Raw genomic sequence first — 20,642 nt, 5'->3', positions numbered from 1 at the left:
GTTGGACGGCGCCGCGCCGCACGGCGCGCCGCACAGGAACAAACCCAAGGGAGCAGTTTTTGGGACACAAGGATTCAACTCGCAATCAGGCCCAGGCGGGCGAGCGCGCATCCGTGCAGCAGCTGCGAGAGCGGCCCCGGGCGCAGGTGCTGATCATCGGCGGCGGCATCAACGGCGTCGGCACGTTCCGGGATCTGGCACTGCAGGGTGTGGATGTGGCGCTCGTGGAGCGCGGCGACTACTGCCAGGGCGCCAGCGGCGCCTCCTCGCACATGATCCACGGCGGTATCCGCTACCTGGAGAACGGCGAGTTCCGCCTCGTGCAGGAGTCCGTGGTCGAGCGGAACAGGCTCCTGCGGATCGCGCCGCACTATGTGAAGCCGCTGCAGACCACCATCCCCATCTTCAGTACCTTTTCCGGTATCCTCGCGGCTCCGCTGCGCTTCCTTACACACAAGCAGCAGGGGGCGTCCAAGGAGCGCGGGGCCTTCCTGATCAAGCTCGGCCTGAGCCTGTACGACTTCTTCTCCCGCGACGGCGGCACGGTGCCCCGGCATCAGTTCCGCGGCCGCAAGCGTGCCCTGGCCGAACTGCCCCGGCTGCACCCTGGCATCAAGTACGCGGCCACCTACTTTGACGCTTCCGTGCATAATCCGGAGCGGCTGACCCTGGATGTGCTGCAGGACGGCGAAAAGGCCGGCGCGGCCGGCGGCGACAGCGCCCGCGCCAGTAACTACCTGTCCCTCGTGTCCACGAAGGACACCGGTTCCGGCGGTACCGTCCGGCTCCGTGACGAACTCACCGGAGAGCTGTTCGACTTCACCGCCGATGTCATTGTGAACACCACGGGCGCCTGGGTGGACCTGACCAACCAGGCGATGGGTGCGGCGTCGGCGTTTATGGGCGGCACCAAGGGCTCGCACATCGTGCTGGACCATGCGGAGCTGCTGGCGGCCTGCAACGGCCGGGAGATCTTCTTCGAACACACCGACGGCCGGATCGTCCTCATCTACCCGATGGGCGACCGGGTCCTCGTCGGCACCACCGACGTCGATGCCGACATGGCCGAGGACGCCGTGTGCACCGAGGCCGAGATCGACTACTTCTTTGACCTGATCGGCCATGTCTTCCCGGACGTTGCCGTGGACCGCGGGCAGATCGTTTACACCTTCGCCGGTGTGCGGCCCCTGCCCAAACACGACGCCACCCAGCCGGGCTTCGTCAGCCGGGATTACCGGATCGAGCGGCACGCCGGATCAAGCGGTCAAGCGGGCGGCAGCGGGAGCGGCGGCGCCGTCGTCCTCAGCCTGGTGGGCGGCAAATGGACCACTTTCCGGGCCCTCGCAGAGCACCTGAGCAACGACGTCCTTGCCGAGCTCGGCCTGGAACGGAAAGTCTCGACGGCGAAGCTGGCCATCGGCGGCGGCGCCGCCTTCCCGGACAGCGAGGACGGCGTCCAGCGCTGGATCAAGGCGCACATATCCGCCGGCCGCGACGCCGACCGGGTCGCGGGCCTGCTGACCCGCTATGGGACGCGTGCCGCGGAAGTCATCTCCTTCCTCGACGACGCCACAGACGCCGGACCGGACCGGCTCCTGCACTCCACCCGCGAACTCAGCAGCCGTGAACTGGAGTTCATGGCGCAGAACGAGCAGATCGGGCACCTGGTCGACGTACTGATCCGCCGCACCTCCCTGGCCTTCCGCGGCCTGGTGACCGGCGAACTGCTGAACGAGGTTGCCGAGATCCTTTCCGGCCCGCTGGGCTGGGACCCGGCAACCCGGTCTTCCGAGATCAGCCACGCTCAGGAGGTGCTCAAGCGGTACCATGGCGTCCAGGTCCACAGCCTGGTCTCCTGATAAACCTCGGCGTCCGGACGGGGGACGTCCGGACGCAAGGACTGCGGGGTCCCCTCGAGGGACCGGTGCAGTGGCCGGCCGGCGGCGTCAACGCGCCGCCGGCCCACAGACCCTTCAAACCCGCGAAGGGCTGACAACAGAAAATAGAGGAGTCAAAGATGTCTCTTGGAATAGTTTTCCTGTCCGAAGTAATGGGCACCGCGATGCTGACCCTGCTGGGTTGCGGCGTCGTGGCAAACGTTGCGCTCAAAGGCACGAAGGGGAACAACGGCGGGTTCCTGATGGTCACCTGGGGATGGGGCATCGCCGTCTTCGCCGGCGTGTACGTTGCCGCCAAGTCGGGCGCGCACCTGAATCCCGCCGTGACCCTGGGCCTGCTGATCAACGGTAAGGCGGAGTACGCCCCGGGCGTCAAGATCGATGTGATGTCGACTCTGACGTACTTCGGCGGCGAATTCCTGGGCGCCTTCCTCGGCGCAGTGGTGATGTGGCTGGCCCACAAGCAGCACTTCGACGCGGAGCCGGAGCCCGCCAGCAAGCTCGCGGTGTTCTCCACCGGTCCTGCCATCCGCTCCACTCCGTGGAACCTCGTCACGGAAATCATCGGCACCTTTGTCCTCGTCTTCGTCATCCTGACGTTCGGCGGGACACCCTCGGGCCTCGGCCCGCTGGCCGTTGCACTGCTGGTTGTCGGCATCGGTGTGTCGCTTGGTGGTCCCACCGGCTACGCCATCAACCCGGCCCGTGACCTCGGCCCCCGCATCGCCCACGCCCTGCTGCCGATCAAGGGCAAGGGCTCCAGCGACTGGAGCTACTCCTGGATCCCGGTGGTGGGACCTGTGGTGGGCGGACTCCTGGCGGGCATCGTTGCCCGGTACGTGCCGATCATCGTCGCCGCAGCCGCCTAGCCAACTCAACAGCACGATAGCGGCCGCGTCGGGGACGCGGCCGCATGAAGCCAGCCTTCACACCCTCAAGACAAGGACGTCACCATGAACCAGTACGTAATCGCCATTGACCAGGGCACCACCAGCACGCGCGCCATCGTGTTCGATCACAGCGGCAACATCGTCTCCTCCGGCCAGATGGAACACGAGCAGATCTTCCCGCAGGCAGGCTGGGTGGAACACGACCCCGCCGAGATCTGGAACAACACCCGCGAGGTCATCGCCTCGGCTCTTTCCAAGGCGAACCTGACCCGCCACGACATCGCCGCCGTCGGCATCACCAACCAGCGCGAAACCGCCGTCGTCTGGGACAAAACAACCGGCAAAGCGGTCTACAACGCCATTGTCTGGCAGGACACCCGCACGCAGCCGATCGTGGATGAGCTCGCCAGGGACGGCGGGCCGGACCGGTTCAAGCAGAAAGTGGGCCTGCCGCTGGCGACCTACTTCTCCGGCACCAAGATCAAGTGGATCCTGGACAACGTCGAGGGCGCCCGCGCCAAGGCCGAAGCCGGCGACCTGGTCTTCGGCAACACGGACTGCTGGGTGCTGTGGAACCTCACCGGCGGCACCGACGGCGGCGTGCACGTCACCGACGTGACCAACGCCTCCCGGACCCTGTTCATGGATCTGGAAACTCTCGCCTGGGACCAGGAGATCCTTGACACGTTCGGCGTTCCGGCGTCCATGATGCCGGCCATCAAGTCGTCCTCGGAGGTCTACGGGACGGTGCACACCTCCCAGCTGCTGCGCGAAGTTCCGGTCGCCGGCATCCTGGGCGACCAGCAGGCGGCAACGTTTGGCCAGGCCGCGTTCGAGGCCGGCGAAGCCAAGAACACCTACGGCACCGGCTGCTTCCTGATCTTCAACACCGGTGAGGAAATTGTTCACTCCAAGAACGGACTGCTCACCACAGTGGGCTACAAGCTCGGCGATGCGGCACCGCACTACGCGCTGGAAGGCTCGATCGCCGTCACCGGATCGCTCGTGCAGTGGCTGCGCGACAACCTCGGCATGATCAGCAGCGCCCCGGAAATCGAGACGCTCGCGGCCTCAGTGGAGGACAACGGCGGTGTCTACATTGTCCCGGCCTTCTCCGGACTGTTCGCGCCGTACTGGCGTTCCGACGCCCGCGGTGCGATCGTCGGCCTGACCCGCTTTGTGAACAAGAACCACATCGCCCGTGCGGCGCTGGAGGCCACGGCCTTCCAGACCCGCGAGGTGCTCGACGCCGTCAACGCCGACTCCGGCGTTCCGCTGACCGAGCTGAAGGTCGACGGCGGCATGGTTGCCAACGACGCCCTGATGCAGTTTCAGGCCGACATACTCGGCGTCGCGGTGATCCGGCCGAAGGTCGTCGAGACCACTGCTCTGGGCGCCGCCTACGCGGCAGGGCTCGCCGTCGGCTTCTGGAAGGATCTGGGCGAGTGCTCGGCCAACTGGTCCGAGGACAAGCGCTGGGAGCCGACGATGGAGCAGGGCGAACGGGAGCGGCAGATGCGGCTCTGGAAGAAGGCCGTCACCAAGTCCATGGACTGGGTTGACGAGGACGTCAAGTAAAACCCTTCCACGCAAAAGCTCCGGCCGGGGAAACCCGGCCGGAGCTTTTTTCGCTGGTGTGCCGCTGCCCGGTTAAGGCTAAGGGCAGCGGCACGTCTCAGGAGACCGGGCCCGGATAGGCCACCACGGCGCGCGGCGTCTTGGCATAGACATCCTTGCTGACCGTGTATCCCCGTTTGTCCTGCTTCAATGCCTGCGCATTGACGCTCGCCAGCTCGGCACGGCTCAGCTTCTTGATCTTGACGAGGTCCATGAACTCCTGGTCCGCGCCGCTGACGGCCGTCACCTTGATAAGCCCCGTTCCGGCCGAATAGAACTTGCGCTGGTGGCCCGCGCTCGGCGGATCCAGCGGATTGAATTCATCGATCACCATCACATCGTTGTAGCAGCCCGTTTTCACACAGACGCGCTGGTTCTTGTACAGCACACGGCCGCAGTCCAGGAAGTCCACGCTGGGCGCGTAGGCCTGGACATACGCCGGGGAGTTACGGTGGGGGCTCCCTTGTAGGGCGATTCCCGCCTGTGTCCCCTTAATACCGCTGACGAAGGTGCTGGGAGCGCCCGCCAGCTTCCCGTTCTCGTACTCCTCCGGATACTCCCCGAAGAGCCAGACGCTGCCCGACCTCTTCGACTGGGCGAAGAACGCGAGTTCCGATTCCGCCAGGACGCCGTCGGAGTAGTCCCGGTCCCACAGCACCTGGGTCTTGACGCCGTTGATCACCTTCGTCAGCCCCGTCACCGTGTGGACGACCGAATGGGCGCTCACGCTGCCGTCGGCGGACCTGACCTCCCCGGTGGTGGTGAACTGCATGCCGGGCTTGAGCGTGAGCCATTTGTTGTCGATCACCGGATTTGCCGGGAAATCGGCACGGTTGAACTTGATCGCCGAGCCTGGTCCGCAGAGTTCCTGCGGATTCGGCGCGGCGGTGGCCGCGGCGGCCGTTCCCACGGTCAGCGTTCCCAGTACCAGCAGGATCGCTGAACCGTAGGCTGTGAAGCGTTTTCCTCGTTGAGACATTGGTTTGGCCTCTCCTGCTGGGGTTGGTTGGCTTCGGCTAGACGGCCGGAACCGGCTGGGGTTGGTTGGGCCGGCGCTCACGCTTTGGTCCTTTCTTGGCGAACCGCAGATACAGCGAGGGGACGATGAACAGGTTGACCAGCGTCGAAGTGACAAGGCCACCCAGGATCACCACCGCCATGGGATGTTCGATCTCATGACCCGGAATGTTACCCATGACCACCAGGGGGACGAGGGCCAGGGCGGTCGCGAGCGTCGTCATCAGGATCGGTGACAAGCGCTCGGCTGCACCGCGCAGTACCAGGTCCCGGCCGAAGGGCATACCCTCGAACTGTTCCAGGTGCTGGCAGTGGTTGATGAGGAGGATGCCGTTCCGGGCTGCGATGCCCATCAGGGTCAGGAAACCGACCAGGGACCCCAGGGACAGGATCCCGCCGCTGAGGTGGGCTGCGATAATGCCGCCCACCAGGGCCACCGGAAGCGTCAGGATGGCTAGTGTCGCCAACCGCCAGCTTCTAAAAGCAGCCTGGAGCAGGAGATAAACCACGATGATGGCACCAATCGAGTAGAGCAGGAGCCGTTGTGAGGCGGCTTGCCGCTCCGCGTATTCGCCGAGGACAACCGCACTGTAGCCGACCGGAAACTCAACCGACTCCATGTCAGATTTCAACTTCTCCACAACCTTCGCCAGGTCCCCTTCCTTGACGTTGGCACTGACGTCGATGCGCCGTGACCCCTCCGAACGCTCAATCACATTCGGTGTTGGCTTCACGGAGATCGTGGCGACATCCGCCATCCGGATCGTCACCCCACTGGGGGTATCCAGCGGGAGGTTCTCGATGCTCGTGACACTTGTCCGGGTCTCCGGCGGGCTCCACACCTGGACATCGTAGGCTTTGCCGTTCCGGTAGACGTCGCCCACTTCTTCGCCGGCGACCAGGGTGGCCGCGGCGCGCCGCACATCGCCGGGCTTCAAGCCGTAGCGGTTGGCAGCGTCCAGATTCACTTCCACGTCGATCTGAGGAATGTTGGCCTGGAGCGCGACCTTGGCACCGATGGTCCCCTCGATGCCGCCCAGGATGGTTTTGAGCTTGTCAGCCTCCTCACGCAGCGTCGCGAGGTCGTCGCCATAGACGCGGATGACGACGGCGTAGCCTGTGCCCGTCAGGACCTCGCGGATGCGTTCCTTGAGATAGGTCTGGACGTCCCGTGTAATTCCCGGGTATCCGTCCACCACATCCTGGACGGATGCAAGGGTCTCGTCATAGTCCACCGCCGGGTCAATACTGATCCAATTTTCACCGAAATTAACGCCCACGACTTCGTCGGCGGCGAAGGCTTGTCCGATATGGGACCCGCAGTTGTTCACGCCCGGAATCGTCATGAGCTCCTTGCATGCCAGCTGGCTGACGCGGACCTCTTCCGAGTTTGACGTGCCCGGCGCGGTGACCCAGTGCATCAGGAAGTCACGCTCCTTGAAAGAGGGCAGCAGCGACTGGCCCAGGAGCGGGGCCGCCACAACGCCGACTAAGCCCAGTGCTCCCAAAGCGACGTAGCCCGGCAACGGCCGGCGGACTATCGGGATCAGCGCTTCGCTGTACCAGCGCTTGAGTACCCTGACCAGCGGGGGATCGCGGTCCTCCAACTTGGCATTGCGGAGAAATATGTAGGCCATCGCCGGAGTGACTGTCAGCGCCACGAGCATGGACGCCATCACCGCGAGCGTGTAGGAGGTGGCCAGCGGCCGGAAAAACGCCCCCGTCAGGCCGTCCAGGAAGAAGATCGGCACCGTGGCGGCGACGATGATCAAGGTGGCGTAGACGATCGGTCCTCGGACCTCGAGCGAGGCATTTACCACGACCCGGGCGGTGCTGCCCACCCCGCCACTGGCCCGGTGGTGCCGAAGCCGTCTGACGATGTTTTCGACGTCGATGATGGCATCATCCACCACCACCCCGACGGCAATCACCAGCCCTGCAAGCACCATCGTATTGATTGTGCCTCCGGTCCAATACAACACGAGGGCCGCGGCCATCAGTGACAACGGGATAGCCATCACACTGACCAGCGCAGTTCGCCATTGGAAGAGGAAAACGCTCAACACCAGGATGACCAGGAGGCATCCCAACAGGAGGGCCACGCTGAGGTTGCCCAGGGATTCTTCGATGAACGTCGCCGGCCGGAAGAGGGTGGTGTCCACGGCAATCCCGGTAAGTCCGGGTTCCAGCTGCTTTAGCGCCTCTTCCACTCCCCGCGTCACTTCGAGCGTGTTGCCCCATGGGAGCTTTTCCACAATCAGCATCAGCCCGGGGCCGCCGTTGATGACGGCATCGCCGATCAGCTGCTGATGGTCCTCCACGACGTTTGCCACATCCGAGAGACGAAGCGGTGCTTGCCCCTCACGGTCCTCCAGCGCCACCTTAGCCAGTTCCTGCGGCGAGGTGATGGGCTGGACGTGGCGGATTCCCATGGTCTGGCTGGGCGTATCGAGCGCGCCACCGGTGCCGATCAGGGAACCCGGCGAATATTTGAGCAGCCCGGCGTCCAGGGCATCGGAGGTGGAGCTCATAACACTGTCCAGCGTCACATTGTTCGCCGCCAGCTTGACGGGATCAACCTGCACCTGAAGCATCTGGAGGCGTTCTCCCCAGATGGCGACATTGGCCACTCCCGGAACGCGAAGCAGACGGGCCCGGATGTTCCAATAGGAAATCATGGACATCTCGATCAGGGACCGGGTGTCCGAGGACAGGCCGATCTTCATAACGCGGCTCGTCGAAGACAGCGGCTGCAGCATCAGCGGCGGCGCGGCCCAGGTGGGCAGAGTGGGGATGACGGTCGCCATCCGTTCGGACACCAATTGCCGTGCGGTGAGCAGATCGGTTCCGTTTTCAAATTCCAGCACGATGGACGAGAGCTGGGATACCGACTTCGACCGCATGTGGTCGAGGCCGTCGATCCCGTTGAAGGCCTCTTCCATGGGGACCGATACGAGTTCTTCGACTTCGGCCGCAGTGAGGCCCAGGCAGGCGGTCTGCACCTCGACCTTTGGCGGCGCAAACTCGGGGAACACGTCCACCGAGGCGCTGCTGAGCTGTGCACCGCCAACGATCATCAGCGCCGCCGCCATCGCAATAATGATCGATCTGAACCGCAGGCTGGCTGCGACTATCCGGCGCATGTCATTTGCCTGTATTGAACTCGGCGCCGAACAGCTCAGCCGCGCCGACCGTGACCACGGCAGTCCCCACGGCGGGGCCCGCGTTGGCCGTGACCACGCCTGCCTCCACCTTGGTGACGGTGACGGCCTGGCGCTCGTAGACCCGCGGGGCCGGGTTCGTGAACACCCAGGTCTTCCCGTTGGCGTCGTACAACAAGGACGCGTAGGGCACAAGCACATCGGTACCGGTGCCGACCGCTACGGGCTCGGTCTTCAGATCGAGCCGCTCCACTCCGCGCTGGGTAAGGGTCAGTTTCGCGATGCCGGTGGTAGCGTTCTTCTCCACCTTGGCAGGGGCCTCAGCAACCGATGCAGGCGTCACCGAGGGCTGGGCGCACGCCGGGAGGAGAAGCGCAAGGGCGGCACAGACAGCTGCCGCCAGGGGCAGGCGCCGTTGGGGCTTTTGGCTGGTCATTTTACTTCCACCTTTTCCTGCGTAACGGGCTGAACCGGGATCTCTGATTCGTAGACTTCGTGCCACTCTTCCGGCGCGGTGCGGGGCCCGAACCAAAGTATGAGCAGCGGGAGCACTAAGAGCGCCACGAGCGTTGAGGTTACGATGCCCCCGCCGATGATCAGCAACATCGGGGCGATGACGGCCTGACCGACGGTACCGCCCAGCACAGCGGGCGGTATCAGGACCAGTACCGTGATGAGGGCCGATTTCAGGACCGGCGATACCCGGTCCCGGGCCGCCGCCAGGATGACCCTGGCGTGGGACGTCTGTGGCGTGGACCGCCACAGCTCGTCGGCTCGGGCCGACAACAGTGCAGCGTTGCGGGCGGCGATGGCAAGCACCACCGCAAAGGCGGTCAGCGAGAGCCAGGAGAGCGACGCTGCGCCAATCCAGGCAGCCACCGCAGCGCCGGCCAGGGCCGCGGGCATTGACAGGAAGACGGCGAGGGCCAGTTTCCAGCTCCGCACTGCGGTCTGGAGCAGCAGCAGTATGCCGATGAGGGCAGCCGCTCCGAGCCAAAGAACCAGGGTGTCGGCAGCCTCGAGCTGGCTGTACTTCTTCGGTATCTCGGCGTGGTATTCAAGCGGGAATTGAATCTGCTTGACTGCCGCTTCGATGTCGCGTTGTACATCCGCCAGCGGCCGGCCGCTTACATCAGCTACGACATCGATCCGCCGCGAGGTGTCATCGTGCATGATGACAACTTCGTTGGGGACCATCCGGACCGCGGCGATCTCGCCTAGCGTGATGTGGCCGCCGCCGGGGGTGTCGAGGAGCAGCTCACGGATACTTGTCATGTCATCCCTGGCGCCAACCGCACCGCGCACAACGACTTCGAAGACCTTCTGCTGCTCGAAGAGGTTACCGACGACGATTCCCTGCATAAGTGCAGCCGCGGCGCGCCTGGCGTCACCCGGCTTGATGCCGACCTTCTGGGCAGCCTCGAGATTAACTTCAACCTCCACGATGGGGGTCTTGGTGGTGGCGTTGATTTTCGGGTTCTTCACCCCGCTGATGCTCTCCATTGCCTTACGGACCTCTTCGGCTTTCTCGCGCAGGATCGGCATGTCCGTGCCGTAGACCCGGACCGCGAAGCCCGGTTCCATGCTGCTGCGCATTTCGCCGATCTTCTGCTGGGAGTAGTTCAGGACATTGTGGGCGATGCCCGGGTAGCCCTGGACCACATCCCGCACCGCCTGCTCCGTCTCGCCGAAGTTGGCAGTCGGTGCAATCGACACCCACAGTTCGGCCGAGCTGTTTCCGACCACCTGGTCCGAGGAAATGGCCCGGCCGATGTGCCCGCCGACTCCGGATACGCCGGGGAGGGACCGGAGTTCGTCGGAGGCTTTGGACGCGATCCGGCGGACCTCGTCATTGGAGGTGCCGGCCATGGTGTCCCACTGGACCAGCAGGGTCCTGTCCGGCAGGGTGGGAACGACCGGCCGGTTGCCGAGCAGCTGGGATCCGGCGGCAAGGCCGAGGACCCCGATGACAGCAATGGAGACCAGGCCGAGGGCGCGGCGGGAACGCATAGCGTTGAGTGCGCGATCGGAGTAGGCCCTGGCACGCCTGGTGGCAGCGGTTTCCCGCCTGGGTGGGGTCTCCCGCGGGAGGAGCATCTGGGCCAGTACCGGAGTGAGAGAGATTCCGACCAGGAGCCCGGCACCAAGGGCCAGCGCCAGAGACCAGAACAGCGGCTGGAAAAAAGAGCCGCCGATGCCGGTGACGAACAGCGTCGGAGTGAGGACTATCACCATGATGAGGGAGGCATGGAACAGGGGTGTGCGGACTCCCCTGACGATGTGGACCATGCGTGAGCGCAGCGTGGCGTCAGTTTCGGTGGCTGTGGTGACCAGCGGCCGTCGTCGCTGAGCCTGGACGTCTTCTACGATGTCTCCCACAATGACCGACATGCCGAGGAAGATGCCGACGAGGACCGCGATGTTAAGCGTGGCGTTTTGTGAGTACAGCACCACAGCGGCAGCGACGACGGTCGTCGAGATAGCCACGAGGGCGATCACCGCGACCCGCCAGGAGCGGAAGAGCAGCCAGAAGAGTCCCACTGCGATCAGGAGGCTGAGCAGCAGCGCCAGGCTAAGGCCGTTAACTGTTTCCTGGACGGTAGTGGCAGGGCGGAAAACGGTGGTGTCCATGGTGATGCCGGTCAGGCCGGGTTCCATGTCCTTCAGGGCGGCTTCGATGCCCTCTGTAACCTCAAGGGCGCTGGTTCCGGGAAATTTCTCTACGACCAGCAGGAGGCCGGCGTCCTGCCCCACGACTGCGTCGCCGATCAGGGGCTGGTGGTCTTCTTTGACCTGGGAGATATCGCCGAGGAGCATTGTCGGGGTCGAATCCTCAACGCTGACCTTGGCGAGGTCCGCCGGGGTGCGGATCGGCAGGACGTGCTGGATGCCGAGGCGCTGGCTGGGTGACTCCACGAAACCGCCGGTGCCCGGTGTCGAAGCCTCGAGGAAGCTCAACGGGGAAACCCAGACGGCGTTGCCGGCAGTCTTGATGACCTGTTCAAGGGTGATGCCCTTGTCCCGCAGCTGGGTCGGGGTGACCTCGACCTGGAGTTGTTGCTCGCGCTGGCCCCAGATGGAAACGTTGGCCACACCCGGAATGCCGATAAGCCGCGGCTTGATCTTCCACCGGGCCAGGACCGACATCTCGATCCCGGAGAGCTGCTTGGAGTTCATCTTGACCATCAGCACACGGCTGGTGGAGGAGAGCGGCTGCATGATCAGTGGTGGTGCCGAAACGTTCGGCAAGGCGTGCGCCTGGGTCATGCGCTCCGCGACCAGCTGGCGGGCGCGAAGCAGATCGGTGCCAGGCTCGAAGATTAGCTCGATTGATGACAGTCCCGGTACTGACTTGGAACGGATCTCGTCCAGCCAGGCCACCCCGTTGAGGAGGTCCGCTTCCATCGGGGAAGTGATGAGCTGTTCTACTTCAACAGCGGAAAGGCCCAGGGCCTCTGTCTGGATCTCAACGTGCGCCGGCGCGAATTCGGGCATCGTATCCACCGCCATGTGGGGCACGTTCACAACGCCGAAAGTAATGAGGCCCGCCGCGAGGGCGAGGACCAGGATGCGGAATTGCAAACTGAAGCGGGTAACCCAGCCAAACATGGCTAGCCCTCTTCCTGGCGGCCGCCGGATGTGCGGCGGTGCACGGGCAGATTGTTGAATTGCTGCAGGGCAGAACTACGCAAGAGATACATATCAGGCTCCTCAACCCGAGACCTATGCGAATCCCCCCACAGGATCCCCCCACGAGATCTTGAGAGAATAGTGTTCCTATTCGATCCGTTTGGCAAGGCGCAGAAAGTAGGGGTTGACTGCCAATTCCGGTTCATTCTTTTCGTCGGATCCGAGTAAATTCAGTACACGAACTGAATTCACCTGCAACGGATACTATCGATACTTGGACCGTGCCTAGAAGCTACGTGATCGGGTCAGCCGAGTACTTGCTTCTGAATTGAGGTTACGCAACTCCGCCTTAGCAGATAGTGCTGTAAGTACAGCTTGCCTGCAGGTGATGAATTTGTAACAATTTGAGTTCGCGGACGTCCCGGATATTCCTGTGCTGTTACATCCGGTGCCAATCACCGCCACCGCCGCTTTGCTGCAATACCGCTACCGTTTCCCCGGGATGCGGCCGGAAGCGCTAAACTGGCCGTGTGCGTGCGGTCCTCTTGCCTGGCTAGCCGCCCGGCGTCCCGGCGAGAACTCGCAGTGCCGAGCGGCTGCCCCTCCATGTCGAGGGGCTTTTGTGTGTCCGGGCCGTGTCCGGGCCGGCAGCAGGGTCCAGGTGCCGGGGCAAAGCCGTTGCCGGAGGACAAAGCCTGACCGTTAAGTTTGAATACCGTGAAGTTTTGAACACCGTGAAGCTTGAAAGAACAGAAGAGGCCAGCAGTGAGCGTTCAGCCGGAGACAGAGACCGGAACACCCGCCGTCGCGGCGGAGGTCCCCGACGAGGGTTCCTACAGCTTTGCGGCGATGGAAGCCAAATGGCCGCAGGTCTGGGAGGACCTGAAAGTCTTCACGCCGCTGGACGACGGCTCCAGGGAACGCCGCTACGTGCTGGACATGTTCCCGTACCCGTCCGGCGACCTCCACATGGGCCACGCCGAAGCGTTCGCGATGGGCGACGTCGTCGCGCGGTACCTGCGCCAGCAAGGCTACGACGTGCTGCACCCGATCGGCTGGGACTCCTTCGGGCTGCCGGCGGAGAACGCGGCGATCAAGCGCAACGCCCACCCCAGCGAATGGACGTACGCCAACATCGATACCCAGGCGGCGTCCTTCAAGCGCTACGCCATCTCCGCCGACTGGTCCCGCCGCATCCACACCTCGGACCCGGAGTACTACCGCTGGACCCAGTGGCTGTTCAAACGCTTCTACGAGCGCGGCCTGGCGTACCGCAAGGATTCTCCGGTCAACTGGTGCCCCAAGGACCAGACCGTGCTGGCCAACGAACAGGTGGTCAATGGTGCCTGTGAGCGCTGCGGCACCCCCGTCACCAAGAAGTCGCTGAACCAGTGGTACTTCAAAATCACCGAATACGCCGACCGGCTGCTCGATGACATGGACGAGTTGCGCGGCCACTGGCCCGAGCGTGTCCTGGCGATGCAGAAGAACTGGATCGGCCGTTCCGAAGGTGCGCACGTCAGCTTCGTGATCGAGGCCGACGGCGGCAAGCCCGCCCGGGACGTCACGGTGTTCACCACCCGCCCCGACACCCTGTACGGCGCCACGTTCTTCGTCGTCGCCGCGGACGCGCCGATGGCCCTCGAACTGGTCATGGACGAACACGCCGCAGCCCTGGACGCCTACCGCGAACAGGTCAAGGCGCTCTCCGAAATCGAACGCCAGTCCACCGAGCGGGAGAAAACCGGTGTCTTCACCGGCCGCTACGCCATCAACCCGCTGAACGGTGAAAAGCTCGCCGTCTGGGCGGCCGACTACGTGCTGGCCGACTACGGCACCGGCGCGATCATGGCTGTCCCGGCCCACGACCAGCGTGACCTCGACTTCGCCCGCACCTTCGGGCTGCCGGTCCGGACTGTGCTGGACACCGGGGTGGAGGATCCCGCGGTGACCGGCATCGCGACCACCGGCGAGGGAACGCTGATCAACTCCGGCGCCCTGGACGGACTGCCCAAGGCGGAAGCCATTCCGGCCGCGATCGGGATCCTGCAGCAGCAGGGCACGGGGGAGAAGTTCGTGAACTTCCGTCTGCGTGACTGGCTGCTCAGCCGGCAGCGTTTCTGGGGCACCCCGATCCCGATCATCCACTGCCCTGACTGCGGGGAAGTCCCGGTGCCGGACGATCAGCTGCCGGTCACGCTGCCTGCCGACCTGCGCGGCGAAGACCTGTCCCCGAAGGGCACGTCCCCGCTGGCCGCCGTCGAGAGCTGGGTCAACGTCGAGTGCCCCGGCTGCCACGGCCCGGCCAAGCGCGACACGGACACCATGGACACCTTTGTGGATTCATCCTGGTACTTCCTGCGGTTTGTCTCCCCGGAGTACACCGACGGGCCGTTCGATCCGGCCAAAATCAACGACTGGATGCCCGTGGGCCAGTATGTGGGCGGCGTGGAGCACGCCATCCTGCACCTGCTGTACGCGCGGTTCTTCACCAAGGTCATCCACGACCTCGGCATGATCGACGCCGACGAGCCGTTCAGCGCCCTGCTCAACCAGGGCCAGGTGCTCAACGGCGGCAAAGCCATGAGCAAGTCGCTGGGCAACGGGGTGGACCTCAGCGAGCAGCTGGACAAATTCGGCGTCGACGCCGTCCGGCTCACCATGATCTTCGCCTCCCCGCCGGAGGACGACGTCGACTGGGCGGACGTTTCGCCGTCGGGCTCCGCGAAATTCCTGGCCCGGGCCTGGCGCCTGGGGCAGGACGTGGCGAGCGAACCCGGCGTCGACGTCTCCACCGGCGACCGGGCGCTGCGCACCGTCACGCACCGGACCATCGCCGATGCCGAAGCCCTGCTGGAGAACAACAAGTTCAACGTGGTTGTGGCGAAGCTGATGGAACTGGTCAACGCAACCCGCAAAACCATAGATGCAGCCAGCGGAGCCGGCGGCGCAGACCCGGCCGTCCGCGAGGCAGCGGAGGCCGTCGCGGTGATCCTGAGCCTCTTCGCGCCGTACACGGCCGAGGACCTGTGGAGCGTGCTGGGGCACCTGGCCTCCGTGGCCAACGCCGGCTGGCCCACTCACGACGAGGCACTCCTCGTGCAGGAGACGGTGACCGCCGTCGTCCAGGTGCAGGGCAAGGTGCGGGACCGCCTGGACGTCTCGCCGGACATCAGCGAGGACGAACTGCGCGAACTGGCGCTGGCCTCGGAAAACGTCCGGCGCGCCCTCGACGGCAGGGCAATCCGCACGGTGATCGTACGGGCGCCTAAGCTGGTCAACATCGTCCCGGCGTAGCCGGGCTGGTCAAGCCGGCTACTTCATGGTGACCAGCCGCCAGATCAGCACAGCAGGAGGTGCCCCGTGCCGGACCGCGAACCAGCAGGATGGCCGTGGCTGAGGGAGCGCCTTGTCCGGCTCCGGCAGTCCGCCCGGCCCGGCGCCGTCCCCGAGGCGGCGCCCGCCGCCGTCGTCCGGACCGCTGTGGTCACGGACTCCGCGGCCGCGCTGCCGGCCGACTGGGTGCGGGCCTTCACCGAAAACGGCCTGCTGACCGTGGTGCCTATGCCCGTGATGGTGGGCGCGGAAATCTACGGGGAGGGCGAAGACGACATCGCCGACACGATTGCGGTGGCCCTCGCCAGCGGCACTCCCGTCAAAACCTCGCGCCCCTCGCCCGGACAGTTCGAGCAGGCATACACTGCCGCACTCCAGCGTGGCTTCGAGTCCGTGGTATCCGTCCATATTTCCGGCGAACTCTCCGGAACCGCAGACTCGGCCCGGCTCGCGGCCGCCCGTGTCGGCATCCCGGTGGAGGTCCTGGATTCACGGACCGTCGGGATGGCACAGGGCATGGGTGTGCAGAGCGCCGTTGTGGCTGCCGCCGACGGCAGGAACGCCGCGGACGTGCGGGCTTTCGCCGAGGAACGGCTGGCCCGCACCCGGGTCTACTTCTACGTACCCAGCCTCGAACAGCTGCGCCGCGGCGGCCGGATCGGCGCGGCCGCGTCGCTCTGGGGCACCATGTTCGCGATCAAACCCATCCTGGCGGTCGGGGACGGCAAGATCATTCCGCTGGAAAAGGTCCGGTCCGCGGCCAGGGCCATCACCCGGCTGGAGGAAATCGTGGCCGCCGATGCGGCCGCGCGCCCCAACGGACAGGCCCGGCTGGCGCTACATCATTTCGGCAACCGGGCCGAGGCCGAGCAGCTTGCCGCACGCCTGGCGCTTCTGCTGCCTGAGTGCCCGGCGGCTCAAATCAGCGCGCTGCCGGCCGTTCTGGCCGCCCACGCCGGACTCGGCGTGCTGGCAGTGATCGTGGGGGAGAGCAGCACCCCTGCAGCCCCGGCAGGGTCCCGGGCTCATTCCGCCTAGCCCTCTTCCGCCTGCCATTGTCCGCCTAACCATTGTCCGCCTAGCCCTTTTCCACATAGCCATTGTCCGCCTAGCCCTTTTCCACATAGCCCCGGCGGGGAATGGGCGCCCGGCCGGAGAGCTTCTACTGTGGTTCCCATGTCATGCCGGAACGTGTCACACCGGACGCCGGGGCCCGAATCCGCCGCAACGTGTGGGACCGCCCGGCATCGGCGGTCTGCGACGCTCGGAGCGGGGGTCGACGCCGGGCGCACGGGCGGGCTGCTGGAGCTGAAAGTTACCGGCGGCCCTGAATCGGCGGAGAGCGGGCGGTGGCCCGCGGCGGCGAGGCTGCGGCACCGGACCGGACTGAGGGCTGCGCTTCTGCTGGGGGCCGTTGCGCTGGTGGTGGGCGGCTGGTTCTGGTGGCAGGTGGCCACAGGAGCGCCCGAGGTAGTGCCGCTCAGCGAGGTTTCCGCGGCCGGGGTCCAACCGGCCGGACCTGACGCCGACGCCCTGACTTCACCTGCGGGAGCCGCCACAGAGGCGACGGCGAAAAGTATCTTCGTCCACGTGGCGGGAGCCGTGGCAAAACCGGGCGTGTTGGAGATGCCGCAGGGAAGCCGGCTCCACGAGGCCATCGCAGCCGCGGGCGGGAGTACGGCGTCGGCGGATCCGGGCCGGCTCAACCTCGCCGCTGTACTTGAGGACGGACAACGGATTCTCGTTCCGGAGCAAAGCGAACCCGGCGCCGACGAGCCTCTCCCGGATGCCGCGGGGGCGGGAGAACCCGGAACCGGGAGCACCCGAACCGGCAAATCCGGAGCCGGGGGCACCGGTTCGGGCGGCGGGAAGGTCAATCTAAATACGGCCGGCGTCGAGGAGCTGGGCACCCTCCCGCGGGTCGGACCCGTGCTTGCCCAGCGCATCGTGGACTGGCGCAGGGAACACGGCAGGTTCCAGACGGTTGAGGAGCTTGATGCCGTGGACGGGGTGGGCCCGAAACTGATGGCGGCGCTGCTGCCACTGGTCCGGGTCTGAGCGGAAGCAGTGGAGATGACACAGCCATGACGAAACCGCGCAGTCCCTGGCAGCGCTACGTTGACGCCGCAGTCACGGGCCAGCCGCCGTCCGTCGGTCCCGCAGATACGGCCGGCGGCGTATCCCTGCCCGCCCGTTCCGCCGCAGACAGGCACCGTTACACCGCACCCGGCCGATTCGAGGGGCTCCGGGAACGGCTCCAGGAAACCATCTTCCCCTTGGTTCCCGCCCCGGGACCGGAGGCAACCCGTCGCCGGACCGACGTCCGGCTGGTGCCCTCCGCCTTGCTGGTCTGGGGGGCTGCCGTAGCCGGAAGCTGGCTGGAACCCGCCGCTTTGGCGGGCATTTGCCTCGTCCTGCTGGCATGCTCGGCCCTGCTCCTGCTCCGGGTGTCCGCACGGGCCGCAGCTGTGGCCAGGGCGGGGGTAGGTCCCGGGGCGGTTGTAGGTTCCGGGGCCGGGGCAACGCCCCGTGAGCACCCGAGGCGGCGCAGTGCGCTCGCGACGCTTGCCGTGGCGCTACTGCTATCTGCCGCTGCAGGCGCTCACGGGGCTGTCGCCTCGTCACAGCGCCACGACGGTGCAGTCGCCGGGGCCGTCGCCGCGCGGGCCGCCGTGGTGGCCGAGCTGGAGGTAGTAGGCACACCGCGGCGGCTGAGGGCGCCGGGAAGCTCCGGGCTCGCCGACCGGTGGGCGGTGCCTGCCACGCTGCTGACGCTGGATTTCGGTGGCCGCCGGATCCTGGCCGGGGCAAAGCTGCTGGTGCTGGGCGGCGCAGAGTGGGAACACACGACGCCGGGCCAGCGCATCCGGACGACAGGCAAGCTCAAGCCGCCGGAGCCTGGACAGGCCGAAGCGGCCATTCTCGCAGCGAGCTCAGCGCCGCGCACAGCGCGGGCGCCCGGCCCCTGGCAGCGGGGTCCCGGCGAACTGCGGACCGGTTTCACCGCTGCGGCCAGCCGGCTCGACGGCGATGCCCGCGGCCTCCTGCCGGGAATGGTGACCGGGGATACCAGCGCGCTGGATCCGCAGTTGGATGCCGCCATGAAGACGGTCGGGATGACTCACCTGACCGCCGTCAGCGGGGCGAACTGCAGCATCATTCTTGGTAGCATGCTGTTCGCCGCCCGCAGCCTCCGGCTCAAGCGCACCGCTGCTGCCGCCGTCTGCCTTGCTGGGCTGGGTATGTTTGTCCTGATGGTGGGTCCGGACGCCAGCGTCCTGCGCGCGGCCGTGATGGGCGCGGTCGGCCTCATGGCCCTGGCCGGCGGACGAACCGGACGTGGACTCAGTTTTCTGTGCCTCGCGGTCATCGGGCTGCTGCTTGCCGAGCCGGCGCTGTCCACGAGTTTCGGATTTCTGCTATCCGTGCTGGCCACCCTGGGCATTGTGGTGGCCGGCAGACCCATCATGACGTGGTTCCCGGCCGCCGTGCCGCGCTGGGCGGCGGCGGGACTGGCGGTTCCGCTGGCGGCGCAAACTTTCTGCGGGCCGGTGATTGTGCTGCTGCAGCCCCAGTTTTCCAGCTACGCGCTGCCCGCGAACGTGGTGGCGGCCGCCCTCGTCGCACCGGTTACCCTGCTGGGCACCGCTGCCGTGCCGCTCGTGGCTCTGCTACCGGCGGCCGCGGCAGTCCCGTTGGGAATAGCGGCGGTTTTCGCCGGTGGTGTGGGCGGGGTGGCCCGGTTCTTCGCGTCGCTCCCTGGCGCCGTTCTTCCCTGGCCGGAGGGCGGCTTTGGCGTCGCCACGATGGCGTTGCTCTCCGGTGTTGTGCTGGCTGCTGCCTGGCTGGCGTTCCACCCGGCCGCGGCGGTATGCCTGGCGGTGCGTGCGCATACGAAGACCGTCGACTGGCTTGAGCACACCTGGCCCCCCGGCGCACGCCGGCACAGCGGGCCGGAACGGCGCCGGCGCGGCTTGGTGGACCGCTCAGGCCGTGGCACGCTTAGAGTCTGCAAAAGATCTTCCGGGAGGAAACGAGAGTGGCTGCTGCCCAGACCCAACGCACCAGGACGTCGGCGTCGAAGACGGCCACCTGGCGTGATGTGACACCGGCGCCGGTGGTGCTGGTGGGCGGTCCGGAGGACTACCTCGGTTCCCGCGCCATGGACCGCATCCGTGCGCAGGCCCGCGCGGCAGCGCCCGACGTCGAGGTCATCCGGCTCAACGCCGGCAGCTACGAGCCGGGTTCGCTGGCCATGAATGTCAGCCCGTCGCTCTTCGGTGAGCAGAAGCTCATCGAGGTCGAGGGCCTCGAGTCGATGAATGACGCGTTTCTTGCCGACGGACTGAGGTATCTTGAACAGCCCGAGCCGGACGCCGTCCTGGTGCTCCGCCACAGCGGCGGTGTCCGCGGCAAGAAACTGCTGGACGCGATCAAGGCCGGTGGGTGGCCGGTGGTGGACTGCCAGCCCCTGAAGAAGGACGCCGACAAGGTGGCCTTCGTCACCTCCGAGTTCAGGGCCGCAGCCCGCCGCATCGATCCCGATGCCATACACGCCCTGGTCAACGCCGTCGGCGCCCACCTGGCGGAGCTGGCCGCCGCCTGCAGCCAGCTGATCTCCGATGCCGCCACCGGGGTCGACGCCGCGATGGTTGACCGCTACTACGGAGGGCGGGTGGAAGCCACCGCCTTCAAGGTTGCAGACGCCGCGATGGCCGGCAACGCCCCGCTCGCGCTCTCCACACTCCGGCACGCCCTTGCCACCGGCGCTGACCCCGTCCCGCTGGTGGCGGCGCTGGCATCGAAGCTGCGCTCCCTGGCGAAGGTCGCAGGGGCGCAGGGCTCCTCCGCCCAGATCGCCAAGCAGCTGGGCATGCAGCCGTGGCTGGTGGAGCAGGCGCAGCGTGAGGTCCGGCGCTGGACCCCGGAGGGACTGGTCCGCTCCATCCAGGTGACCGCAGAGGCCGACGCGCAGGTCAAGGGACTCTCCCGGGATCCGGTCTACGCCGTGGAACACGCAGTGACAGTGATTGCGGCGTCTGCCCGCCGCTGAGCGGGGTCTCCGCCTCGCGCCGGGCCCCAGTTTCCTGCCC

12 protein-coding genes are annotated in these 20,642 nt (G+C 66.1%); 8 read left to right on the top strand and 4 right to left on the bottom strand.

Features of this window, described 5'->3' with window-relative positions; genetic code table 11:
- Window positions 1-59: 59 nt before the first annotated feature.
- The 3 genes from RCH07_RS03535 (at window position 60) to glpK (ending at window position 4,366) form a co-directional block, all read left to right on the top strand.
- Window positions 60-1,859 (top strand): glycerol-3-phosphate dehydrogenase/oxidase, encoded by a 1,800-nt coding sequence (locus tag RCH07_RS03535; protein ID WP_442784765.1) that lies wholly within the window; start codon window positions 60-62, stop codon window positions 1,857-1,859.
- 158 nt (window positions 1,860-2,017) lie between these two features.
- Entirely contained in the window at window positions 2,018-2,767 is a 750-nt protein-coding gene (locus tag RCH07_RS03530; protein WP_326966092.1) for an MIP/aquaporin family protein, read from the top strand.
- A gap of 84 nt (window positions 2,768-2,851) precedes the next feature.
- On the top strand, window positions 2,852-4,366 hold the full coding sequence (gene glpK, locus RCH07_RS03525) for a glycerol kinase GlpK (protein WP_326966091.1): 1,515 nt from the start codon (window positions 2,852-2,854) through the stop codon (window positions 4,364-4,366).
- A 97-nt stretch (window positions 4,367-4,463) separates the two neighbouring features.
- On the opposite strand, the gene RCH07_RS03520 is transcribed toward glpK, so the two are convergent.
- The 4 genes from RCH07_RS03520 to RCH07_RS03505 are packed head-to-tail and all read right to left on the bottom strand — an operon-like array spanning window position 4,464 to window position 12,192.
- Window positions 4,464-5,384 carry a hypothetical protein gene (locus RCH07_RS03520; RefSeq protein ID WP_326966090.1) on the bottom strand — a complete coding sequence of 307 codons (921 nt, stop codon included), beginning with the start codon at window positions 5,382-5,384 and terminating at the stop codon, window positions 4,464-4,466.
- A 37-nt stretch (window positions 5,385-5,421) separates the two neighbouring features.
- On the bottom strand, window positions 5,422-8,565 hold the full coding sequence (locus tag RCH07_RS03515) for an efflux RND transporter permease subunit (protein WP_326966089.1): 3,144 nt from the start codon (window positions 8,563-8,565) through the stop codon (window positions 5,422-5,424).
- Window position 8,566: 1 nt separating this feature from the next.
- Window positions 8,567-9,019, bottom strand: a complete 453-nt coding sequence (locus RCH07_RS03510; RefSeq protein WP_326966088.1) for a hypothetical protein — start codon at window positions 9,017-9,019, stop codon at window positions 8,567-8,569.
- A complete protein-coding gene (locus tag RCH07_RS03505) occupies window positions 9,016-12,192 on the bottom strand; it encodes an efflux RND transporter permease subunit (protein WP_326966087.1) in 3,177 nt (1,058 codons plus the stop codon). Before RCH07_RS03505 ends, RCH07_RS03510 begins: the two co-directional genes overlap by 4 nt.
- Window positions 12,193-12,978: 786 nt before the next feature.
- On the opposite strand from RCH07_RS03505, the gene leuS reads away from it, so the two are divergent.
- From leuS to holA, 5 genes are all read left to right on the top strand, one after another.
- Window positions 12,979-15,510: a leucine--tRNA ligase gene (gene leuS, locus RCH07_RS03500; protein ID WP_326966086.1), complete on the top strand. Its 2,532-nt coding sequence runs from the start codon at window positions 12,979-12,981 to the stop codon at window positions 15,508-15,510.
- Between the two features lie 66 nt (window positions 15,511-15,576).
- On the top strand, window positions 15,577-16,587 hold the full coding sequence (locus RCH07_RS03495) for a DegV family protein (RefSeq protein WP_326966085.1): 1,011 nt from the start codon (window positions 15,577-15,579) through the stop codon (window positions 16,585-16,587).
- A 153-nt stretch (window positions 16,588-16,740) separates the two neighbouring features.
- The gene (locus tag RCH07_RS03490; RefSeq protein WP_326966084.1) at window positions 16,741-17,607 is read left to right on the top strand and encodes a helix-hairpin-helix domain-containing protein; all 867 of its coding nucleotides are present in this window, start codon (window positions 16,741-16,743) and stop codon (window positions 17,605-17,607) included.
- Window positions 17,608-17,633: 26 nt separating this feature from the next.
- Window positions 17,634-19,655 carry a ComEC/Rec2 family competence protein gene (locus RCH07_RS03485; protein WP_326966083.1) on the top strand — a complete coding sequence of 674 codons (2,022 nt, stop codon included), beginning with the start codon at window positions 17,634-17,636 and terminating at the stop codon, window positions 19,653-19,655.
- On the top strand, window positions 19,589-20,602 hold the full coding sequence (gene holA / locus RCH07_RS03480; protein ID WP_326966082.1) for a DNA polymerase III subunit delta: 1,014 nt from the start codon (window positions 19,589-19,591) through the stop codon (window positions 20,600-20,602). Before RCH07_RS03485 ends, holA begins: the two co-directional genes overlap by 67 nt.
- Window positions 20,603-20,642 lie beyond the last annotated feature (40 nt).

Source organism: Arthrobacter sp. CG_A4, assembly GCF_035985125.1.
Classification (GTDB): domain Bacteria; phylum Actinomycetota; class Actinomycetes; order Actinomycetales; family Micrococcaceae; genus Arthrobacter.
Note: the sequence above shows the minus strand (reverse complement) of the source record. Positions and strands in the feature narration are given on the sequence as shown.

Excerpts from the sequence above, each read along its gene's own strand:
- RCH07_RS03530 (WP_326966092.1), top strand. The coding sequence starts at position 2,018 with ATGTCTCTTGGAATAGTTTTCCTGTCCGAAGTAATGGGCACCGCGATG.
- glpK (WP_326966091.1), top strand. The coding sequence starts at position 2,852 with ATGAACCAGTACGTAATCGCCATTGACCAGGGCACCACCAGCACGCGC.
- RCH07_RS03520 (WP_326966090.1), bottom strand. The coding sequence starts at position 5,384 with ATGTCTCAACGAGGAAAACGCTTCACAGCCTACGGTTCAGCGATCCTG.
- RCH07_RS03515 (WP_326966089.1), bottom strand. The coding sequence starts at position 8,565 with ATGCGCCGGATAGTCGCAGCCAGCCTGCGGTTCAGATCGATCATTATT.
- RCH07_RS03510 (WP_326966088.1), bottom strand. The coding sequence starts at position 9,019 with ATGACCAGCCAAAAGCCCCAACGGCGCCTGCCCCTGGCGGCAGCTGTC.
- RCH07_RS03505 (WP_326966087.1), bottom strand. The coding sequence starts at position 12,192 with ATGTTTGGCTGGGTTACCCGCTTCAGTTTGCAATTCCGCATCCTGGTC.
- RCH07_RS03485 (WP_326966083.1), top strand. The coding sequence starts at position 17,634 with ATGACGAAACCGCGCAGTCCCTGGCAGCGCTACGTTGACGCCGCAGTC.